The sequence below is a fragment of the Flavobacterium sp. genome (genome assembly GCF_049590715.1).
In the GTDB taxonomy this organism is placed as follows: Bacteria; Bacteroidota; Bacteroidia; order Flavobacteriales; family Flavobacteriaceae; genus Flavobacterium.
In genome coordinates this window covers 1-8,762 of sequence record NZ_JBAWDL010000106.1, presented here as the reverse complement: position 1 = coordinate 8,762, position 8,762 = coordinate 1, and the positions used below count along the sequence as shown (strand labels likewise).

The 8,762-nt window shown below is 31.8% G+C and carries 12 protein-coding genes; 9 read left to right on the top strand and 3 right to left on the bottom strand.

The features are described from left to right. Positions 1-445 (bottom strand): dihydropteroate synthase (gene folP, locus WBQ70_RS05085; RefSeq protein WP_423911381.1); only part of this gene is annotated, 445 nt, incomplete at its 3' end. A 230-nt stretch (positions 446-675) separates the two neighbouring features. Here folP and WBQ70_RS05080 point away from each other — a divergent pair. The 6 genes from WBQ70_RS05080 (at position 676) to WBQ70_RS05055 (ending at position 5,373) form a co-directional block, all read left to right on the top strand. Further along, entirely contained in the window at positions 676-1,230 is a 555-nt protein-coding gene (locus WBQ70_RS05080; RefSeq protein WP_423911379.1) for a DUF1599 domain-containing protein, read from the top strand. Between the two features lie 8 nt (positions 1,231-1,238). Beyond that, on the top strand, positions 1,239-2,339 hold the full coding sequence (locus WBQ70_RS05075) for a BT_3928 family protein (protein ID WP_423911377.1): 1,101 nt from the start codon (positions 1,239-1,241) through the stop codon (positions 2,337-2,339). Between the two features lie 185 nt (positions 2,340-2,524). Further along, positions 2,525-3,025 carry a TlpA family protein disulfide reductase gene (locus WBQ70_RS05070; protein ID WP_423911375.1) on the top strand — a complete coding sequence of 167 codons (501 nt, stop codon included), beginning with the start codon at positions 2,525-2,527 and terminating at the stop codon, positions 3,023-3,025. 30 nt (positions 3,026-3,055) lie between these two features. Further along, a complete protein-coding gene (tpiA, locus tag WBQ70_RS05065) occupies positions 3,056-3,808 on the top strand; it encodes a triose-phosphate isomerase (RefSeq protein WP_423911373.1) in 753 nt (250 codons plus the stop codon). Positions 3,809-4,221: 413 nt separating this feature from the next. Beyond that, the gene (prmA, locus tag WBQ70_RS05060) at positions 4,222-5,055 is read left to right on the top strand and encodes a 50S ribosomal protein L11 methyltransferase (protein WP_423911372.1); all 834 of its coding nucleotides are present in this window, start codon (positions 4,222-4,224) and stop codon (positions 5,053-5,055) included. 42 nt (positions 5,056-5,097) lie between these two features. Beyond that, on the top strand, positions 5,098-5,373 hold the full coding sequence (locus WBQ70_RS05055; RefSeq protein ID WP_423911370.1) for an ATP-dependent Clp protease adaptor ClpS: 276 nt from the start codon (positions 5,098-5,100) through the stop codon (positions 5,371-5,373). A gap of 70 nt (positions 5,374-5,443) precedes the next feature. On the opposite strand, the gene WBQ70_RS05050 is transcribed toward WBQ70_RS05055, so the two are convergent. Then, a complete protein-coding gene (locus tag WBQ70_RS05050; RefSeq protein ID WP_423911369.1) occupies positions 5,444-5,857 on the bottom strand; it encodes a DUF6691 family protein in 414 nt (137 codons plus the stop codon). Between the two features lie 3 nt (positions 5,858-5,860). Continuing rightward, positions 5,861-6,418, bottom strand: a complete 558-nt coding sequence (locus WBQ70_RS05045) for a YeeE/YedE family protein (RefSeq protein WP_423911367.1) — start codon at positions 6,416-6,418, stop codon at positions 5,861-5,863. A 192-nt stretch (positions 6,419-6,610) separates the two neighbouring features. Here WBQ70_RS05045 and WBQ70_RS05040 point away from each other — a divergent pair, with 192 nt between their 5' ends. The 3 genes from WBQ70_RS05040 to WBQ70_RS05030 all read left to right on the top strand — a co-directional run. Then, positions 6,611-7,066: a 2-dehydro-3-deoxyphosphooctonate aldolase gene (locus WBQ70_RS05040; protein WP_423911365.1), complete on the top strand. Its 456-nt coding sequence runs from the start codon at positions 6,611-6,613 to the stop codon at positions 7,064-7,066. 88 nt (positions 7,067-7,154) lie between these two features. Then, positions 7,155-7,973: a 3-deoxy-8-phosphooctulonate synthase gene (gene kdsA, locus WBQ70_RS05035; protein WP_423911363.1), complete on the top strand. Its 819-nt coding sequence runs from the start codon at positions 7,155-7,157 to the stop codon at positions 7,971-7,973. 16 nt (positions 7,974-7,989) lie between these two features. Then, positions 7,990-8,762 (top strand): hypothetical protein (locus WBQ70_RS05030; protein ID WP_423911361.1); only part of this gene is annotated, 773 nt, incomplete at its 3' end.

Sequence of the window (8,762 nt, the reverse complement as noted above, 5' to 3'; positions counted from 1 at the left end):
TTTGCGGCGTACCTCGCATATGCATCATAATATAAGGAACATTATATTTTGCAACGATTTCTAACATCTTATCATCCAGCTTTCCAGCCGAAATATCATTGATGATAGCAGCACCATTTTCGATACTGATTCGAGCGACTTCACTCCTAAACGTATCTATAGTAAGTAAGGTTTCAGGAAAGTTTTTTAGAATCAAGTCAATAACGGGAACAATTCGGTTGATTTCTTCCGTTTCCGAAACAAACTCCGCATTTGGTTTACTGGAATACGCACCAATATCGATAAAAGTAGCTCCATCATTTAACATTTTAGCTACTTGAGAAAGTATTTCTGATTCGTCTTTGTATTTTCCTCCATCAAAAAAAGAATTGGGAGTGACATTCAAAATCCCCATTACTTTTGGATTTTTTAAATCAATTAATTGTCCTTTACAGTTTATAGTCATTTTTTTATTTTACAAAATAATGGAAAAATTTTACCTAAATAATTTCACACGAATTCTACGAATTAGCACGAAGATAAGACGTTTGGATTTTTACAAATCTGCTCCAAGCAAATAAAATTAGTGGAATTCATCTTTTACATTCCTTAAAATTTGTGATAATTCGTGGAATCCGTGTCTAAAAGTTTCAATCCAAAAAAAAAAGTTATTTTTGTGACAAATATACATCAATAATGAAGAATACTTCTCAAGAATACGATTCGGTTATGGCAATTTGTCGCAACTTATTTAATAATAAAATGAAAGATTATGGAAGTGCTTGGCGTATTTTACGTTTGCCATCCCTTACTGACCAAATATTCATCAAAGCACAACGCATTCGCAGTTTACAAGAAAACGAAGTACGAAAAATAGATGAAGATGAAACCGGTGAATTTATCGGAATCATCAATTATTCAATTATGGCTTTGATTCAATTGGAATTAGGCGTAGTAGATCAACCTGATTTGAATATTGAAAAAGCAACCGAATTATATGATGCTAAAGCCAAACTAACCAAAGAGTTAATGGAAGCTAAAAACCATGATTATGGTGAAGCTTGGCGTGATATGCGTGTAAGTTCTTTAACTGATTTGATTTTACAAAAATTACTTCGTGTCAAACAAATCGAAGACAACAAAGGAAAAACGTTGGTTTCAGAAGGAATTGACGCGAATTACCAAGACATGATTAACTACTCCATTTTTGCTTTAATATTAATGGAATTCAAAAATAATTCAAAGTCATAACTTCAACTATGAAAAACATACTTACACAATTCTCTAGATTATTTGTTGGAATTTTATTTATTATTTCAGGTTTAATAAAACTTAATGATCCACTAGGTTTCTCATACAAACTAGCAGAATATTTTAGTGAGCCGGTTTTTAACATGCCTATTTTCGTGCCTTATGCATTAGCAATTGCTTTATTTGTAGTCATACTCGAAGTCGTTTTAGGTGTATTGCTTTTGATTGGTTATAAATCCAAATGGACGATTGGGATTTTACTAATCATGATTATTAAGTTTACTTTTTTGACTTTTTATTCTGCTTATTATGATGTGGTAAAAGATTGTGGTTGTTTTGGTGATGCTTTGCACTTAACACCTTGGCAGTCGTTTACTAAAGATATTATTTTATTGTTTTTTATCTTGATTTTAGCATTCAATTATAAACTAGTAAAACCATTATTTGGGTCTAAAACACAAACCACTTTAGCAATTATTAGCTTTATCGCTTCCGGTTTTATGGGTTATTGGGTATTGAATCATTTGCCAATTATTGATTTTAGACCGTATAAAGTAGGAACTAATATTCAAAAAGGAATGGAGATTCCTGAAGGTGCGCCTAAATCAGTGGTAGAAATGATTTTTATCTACAAAGTAAACGGTGTCGATAAAGAATTTACCGAAGCTGATCTAATGAATATTCCCGAAGGAGCTATTTTTGTAGATCGTAAAGACAAAGTGATTTCTGAAGGATACGTCCCTCCTATCCACGATTTTACTATGGTTAAAGATGGCTCAGACTATAAAGAAGAATTATTAGAAGAATCTAAATTACTCGTTTTTGTAACTTATGATTTACCCAATGCTTCCAAAGAAGGATTAGAGAAACTAAATCAATTGCAAAAAACTGCTTCAGAAAAAGGATATAAAGTCATCGGTATGACGGCTTCAACTTCTGAACAAATTGCTGAAGCTCAAAAACAATTTGGTTTTAAATTTGATTTTTATTTCTGCGATGCTACTACGCTAAAAACCATTGAAAGAGCCAATCCGAGTATTGCCATTTTAAATAAAGGAACGATCATACAAAAAGTGCATTACAACGACAGCGACTTATTGAAATTATAATTTTATGTTCTAAAGCGTTTGCCTTTTGATAAATATTCAACAAGCCAACCAACTATTACGTTTTCACAACAAAATCAACAGTAAAATATTGATTTTACTATAAAAAATGAGCTAAAACCACAGTTTCAAAGTCATTTAGAACTAGATTCTTTGTAGTTTTGTATAACTTTGCCAAAATTGGAATTATGAAAAAAATTATTGTCTTTTTATTCTTGATTGGTCTTATTTCGTGTTCCACCACTAATAAAGAGAAAACCAGTTTTACAAAAGAAGCTTTAATTGAAACTCTTTTGAATTCAGAAGGCAATCAAGTAACATTTGAATCAATTCTAAAAGAAAACGAAAGCAAAATTACGGTTATCGAGGTTTGGGCTTCTTGGTGTGGAGATTGTATTAGAGCCATGCCTAAACTAAAAGCATTACAAACACAACATCCTGACATCAATTATGTGTTTATCTCCATGGATAAATCAGCGGATGCTTGGAAAAATGGTATTGCTAAACACGAATTAAAAGGTAGTCATTACATGGCTAACGACCAAATGAATGGAAAATTTGCTAAAGCCATTGATTTGGATTGGATTCCAAGATATATTATTCTCGATAAAACAGGAAAAATAGTTTTGTATCGTGCCATCGAAAAGGATTTTGATTTGATAAACAAAACAATTACTGAACTAAAATAAAAAAGAAAATTAATTATAACATTTATAAAAATGAGAAAAAAAATTGTTGCTGGAAACTGGAAAATGCATAAAAATGCAACTCAAACTGCTGAATTATTAAATGAATTAATTGCAAAAATACCTGCTAGCGCAACTGCTCAAGTAATTGTAGCTCCTACATTTGTAAATTTAGCTGCTGCTGTAAATCAATTAAGTTCAAGCAATATTACTGTGGCAGCACAAAACGTTCACCAAGCTGAAGGTGGTGCATTCACAGGAGAAATCACTGCTGATATGTTGAAAAGTGTTGGAGTTAACACCGTAATTTTAGGTCACTCTGAGCGTAGAGCTATCTTCAATGAAAGCGATGCTGTGATTGCTGAAAAAGTAAACACAGCTTTGAAACATGATATGACAGTTATTTTCTGTTTTGGTGAAGAATTAAAAGACCGTCAAGATAAACAACACTTTAACATTGTTGAAAACCAATTGCGTGATGGTTTGTTCCAAATCGAAAAAGCTTCTTGGGCTAATGTAGTTTTGGCTTACGAGCCAGTTTGGGCTATTGGAACAGGTGAAACTGCTTCTCCAGAACAAGCACAAGAAATGCACGAATTCATTAGAGAGATTGTACGTAAGGCTTTTGGAGCTGAAATCGCTGACGAAGTTTCTATTCTTTACGGTGGAAGTGTAAAACCAGATAACGCTGTTGAGATTTTCTCTAAACCAGACGTTGATGGTGGACTTATTGGTGGAGCTGCCTTAAAATCTGATGACTTTTTAGCGATTGTAAACGCTATCTAATCTTTAGATTCCATAATATTGAAAGCGGTAGTTTATTCTATCGCTTTTTTTTGTTTTAAACAATTAAGTTATTTTTAAACCATTTAAGAAATATAAGAACAGTTAAGATTTGAAGTGAAAAAATTTTAAACATATAAGTCAGATAAGTTTTTTAAAGCATTTGTTAAGAAGAAACACAGATTAGAGAAATAAAAGAAATTTATACAGACTTAATATTGTACCATTTGCATTCAGCATATAGAAAATCCTCTGCTTATATGCTCTTATATTTCTTAAATGGTTTAAAAAATCAGTGGATAATAAAACTTATCTAACTTATATGTTTAAAAACGTCACCAGTGTTTGAAAGATATTCTGTTAAACTTAACAACACACTATCAAAGTTTATCCTACCTTTGCAAAAAAATTAAAAAATGTCAAATATTTATATAGGATACCATTTTACCATTGAACCAAAAGAACTAGGTTCAGAAATTCTGATTGCTGAATTAGGCGAAATGGCTTTTGAAAGTTTTACCGAAACCGAAACTGGAATTTCAGCTTTTGTACAAAAAGATTTATGGGACGAAATGATATTGGAAAATATCCAAATCTTAAAATCAGAAGAATTTACTATTGATTACCATTTCGAAGAAATTGAACAAGTGAACTGGAATGAAGAATGGGAAAAAAACTTCGAGCCTATTGACGTAGATGGAAAATGCCATGTTCGTGCTCCTTTTCACCCTAAAACCGATGCCGAATTCGATATTATCATTGAACCTAAAATGAGTTTTGGAACAGGACATCACGAGACTACGCACATGATGATTAAACATTTGTTAGAAATAGATGTTGACGGATTAAAAACCTTAGACATGGGATGCGGTACTGCAATCCTGGCTATTCTTGCCGAAATGAAGGGAGCGCAACCAATTGACGCAATAGATATTGACAACTGGTGTTATTTGAATTCAATTGAAAATGCGGAGCGTAACAACTGTAAACATATTACCGTATACGAAGGAGAAGCTTCATTATTAAAGGATAAAAAATACAATTTGATCATTGCAAACATCAACCGAAACATTTTGTTGAATGATATGCAAGCCTATGTAGATTGTTTGAATCCAAAAGGAATTTTATTGTTAAGTGGTTTCTACAACGAGGACATTCCGTTTATTGATGCTTCATGTACTGAAAAAGGCTTAACTTATATAAAAAAATTCGAAAAAAATAACTGGGTATCACTAAAATACGTAAATTAGAGCACCTATTTTATTAATCATAAGTACAAAAAACTAAACCAAATGAGTACTAAAGAAAAAATAAGAGAACGAGTTAGTATTATGGAAGTTCCTTCCTTAAACAACGAAATTGTAGTTTATAATGACGATGTAAATACTTTTGATCATGTCATTGATACGTTAATTCGTGTATGTGATCACACCCCTGAACAAGCTGAACAATGTTCACTTATCGTACATTATAACGGCAAATGCACTGTAAAAACAGGAGCATTGGACAAACTAAAACCACAGTGTCTTCAACTTTTGGAAGCGGGTATTAGTGCTGAAATAGTTTAAAAACTATTTTTATTCAAATAAAAAAGCATTCGCTATGGTGAATGCTTTTTTGTTTATTAGTCATTTTAAATTAGTGAGGTAATTTATTTTTGAATACTCCATAAATATAGGTACCTAACATTGCGCCTATTAGTACAATTCCAATAGTATAAAAACCAGCTCCTAACAAGATGAAAATAGGTCCTGGACATGAACCTACAAGTCCCCACCCCAATCCAAAAATTAAACCACCTATCCAGTAGCGGTAATTTCCATTTTCTTTATTTGGTATTTCAATGGGGAAACCATCTACATCCTTTATGTCTTTACGTTTAATCAACTGAATCCCTATCGCACCAGTAACAATTGCAACCATGATAATTCCATACATATGAAAGGATTGAAATTGGAACATTTCATAAATTCGATACCAAGAAACCGCTTCGGACTTTGTTAAAACAATTCCGAAAATAAAACCAACAATCAAATATTTTAATACTTTCATATTTTAAAAAATTAATGGAAATAATAAATGAACCATAATCAAACCTCCTATAAAAAAACCAATAACAGCTTTTAGAGAAGGAAGCTGTAAATTACTCATGCCTGAAATAGCGTGGCCAGACGTACAACCACCAGCATATCTAGAACCAAAACCAATTAAAACTCCACCTATAAGTAGAATCAAAATGTTTTTAGGGTTTTCAAAAGTTTGATTACCAAACAGACTATTAGGTAATAATTTACCATCAGGAGCGTCAATCCCTAATGAAGCAAGTGCTTCAATAGTTATAGGATTAATAGCAATATTTGAAGCATCACTCATGTAATTTACCGCTACAAAACCACCTAACATTGCCCCTAGCACAACGACTAAATTCCAGCGTTGAGATTTCCAATCAAAATTAAAAAAAGAAGTATACCTACCTGCTCCTACCATAGCACACATGGAACGAAGATTTGATGACATTCCAAAACTTTTTCCAAAATACAGTAAACAAAGCATAATCATGCCAATCAAAAAACCTGACACATACCATGGCCAAGTATGAAAAATTAAATCCATATCAATTATTTTATTTGTACAAAGATAAGTTAGTTAAAAACTTCTGAATGTGAGAAATGTTACATTCTAAAAATAGTTTTAATTCAAAATTATAAAATTCTTTTAACAGCTTGAATTAAACTTCTCATTATATTTGTAATAAATAAAACCATCACAATATTAATTACCATTATATTGTTATCCTTTGTTCCAATGAAAAAAACAATTCTTTTCTTATTCCTTTCCGTTTTTATAATTTCATGTGTAAGTACTAGATCAACTTTAAAAAATATTGATAACAATGCACCAACTCCTATACTTACAGCACAAAATACATTTGTAATCTCAGAATATAGTTCAGATAAAAAATATGGGTATGATAAAGATTATCCTATCAATGTATTTTATATAAATACAAGCAATGACACTCTTAATGCTACACGCTTTTTAAATGCTTTGGCAGGACCAAAAGGAGAAAACATTAACTATACCAAACTAGAAAGTTGTTGTCCTTTTCCTACCAAACATAGCACAATGGGAGCAGGATTCTTAGAAGTATATGAACTCAAATGGAAAGGTCAAAAAAAACCTATTATATTATATATGAATATCTATGAAAAAGGATACTTAAAAGTACCTGTTGGACTTTCAATTAAAAAAATCTATTAAGTTAAGTATTCATACTAAATAAAAGTTAATTCTTAAAGGCAAAATCGTAAATCATAACTACCTTTGTCCTTTTTAAAACGATCAAAATATGAACATCGAACAAATTCCTCAAATCAAACATACATCTAGTGGTAACTTTTTTTTATTAGCCGGACCTTGTGCTATTGAAGGCGAAGAAATGGCAATGAGAATTGCAGAGAAACTAGTTGCTATTACAGACAAATTAGAAATTCCATATGTTTTTAAAGGTTCGTTTAAAAAAGCTAATCGTTCTAGAATTGATAGTTTTTCAGGAATTGGAGACGAAAAAGCTTTAAAAATATTACGAAAAGTTTCTGAGACTTTTCATGTCCCAACCGTTACCGATATTCACACCAATGAAGATGCTGATATGGCAGCTCAATATGTAGATGTATTACAGATACCTGCATTTTTAGTTCGTCAAACGGATTTAGTAGTAGCTGCAGCCAATACTGGAAAAGTAGTAAACTTGAAAAAAGGACAATTTATGAGTCCTGAAAGCATGAAGCATGCGGTTCAAAAAGTTTTGGATTGCAACAACCAAAACGTAATGCTGACTGATAGAGGAACCATGTTTGGGTACCAAGACATGATTGTAGATTACAGAGGAATTCCTACAATGCAACAATTTGCTACAACAGTTCTTGATGTAACACATTCTTTACAACAGCCTAATCAAACAGCAGGTGTTACAGGTGGACGTCCAGACATGATTGAAACTGTAGCGAAAGCAGGAATCGCTGTAGGTGTAGATGGAATATTTATCGAAACACATTTTGATCCTGCTAATGCTAAAAGTGATGGAGCTAACATGTTGCATTTAGATTATTTTGAGTCTTTAATGACAAAACTAGTTGCTATTAGAAAAACGGTAAACTCATTTTAATTTTATAATTTACACTTTGAAAAAAATTGCTTTATACTCTGCTCTTTTAGGATTCATAACTATCACTTCTATAAACGCTCAAGAGACTACAGAAAAATACACGGCTCATAACAAAGGAAAATTCTTTATTTCATGGGGAGGAAACCGTGACAGTTATTCCAAGTCTGATATTACTTTCAAGGGAAAAGATTATAATTTCACTCTAGATAATGTAATCGCTCATGACAGACCAAAAGGGTGGCATGTAGATTATATTAATCCAGGAAGAATGACCATACCGCAAACTAATTTCAGAATGGGTTATTTCATCAACGATCATTATAGCATTGCTGTAGGCGTTGATCACATGAAATACGTTATGACTCAGGATAGAGTATCTGATATTAATGGTGATTATGTAGGTAAAGGAACAAATTTATATGACGAAACAGTTGGAAATCCAAACCAAGTATTATTGACTGAAAAGTTCTTAACCTTTGAACATACCGATGGTTTAAATTATGTAAATACCGAATTTTCAAGACATGATGATATTTCAAAACTGTTTAGAATTCAAAATACTGATAAAATTCAAATAAGCTTTACTGAAGGTGTTGGTGTTGGTCTACTATTCCCAAAAACAAATGCAAAAATACTAGGAAAAGAACGTCATGATGATTTTCATATTTCAGGATTTGGAACGTCAATAAAAGCGGGGCTAAATATTACATTCTTTAAGCATTTTTATCTTCAAGGAGAACTAAAAGGAGGTTACATCAATATGCCAGATATTCGTACTACAATAAGTTC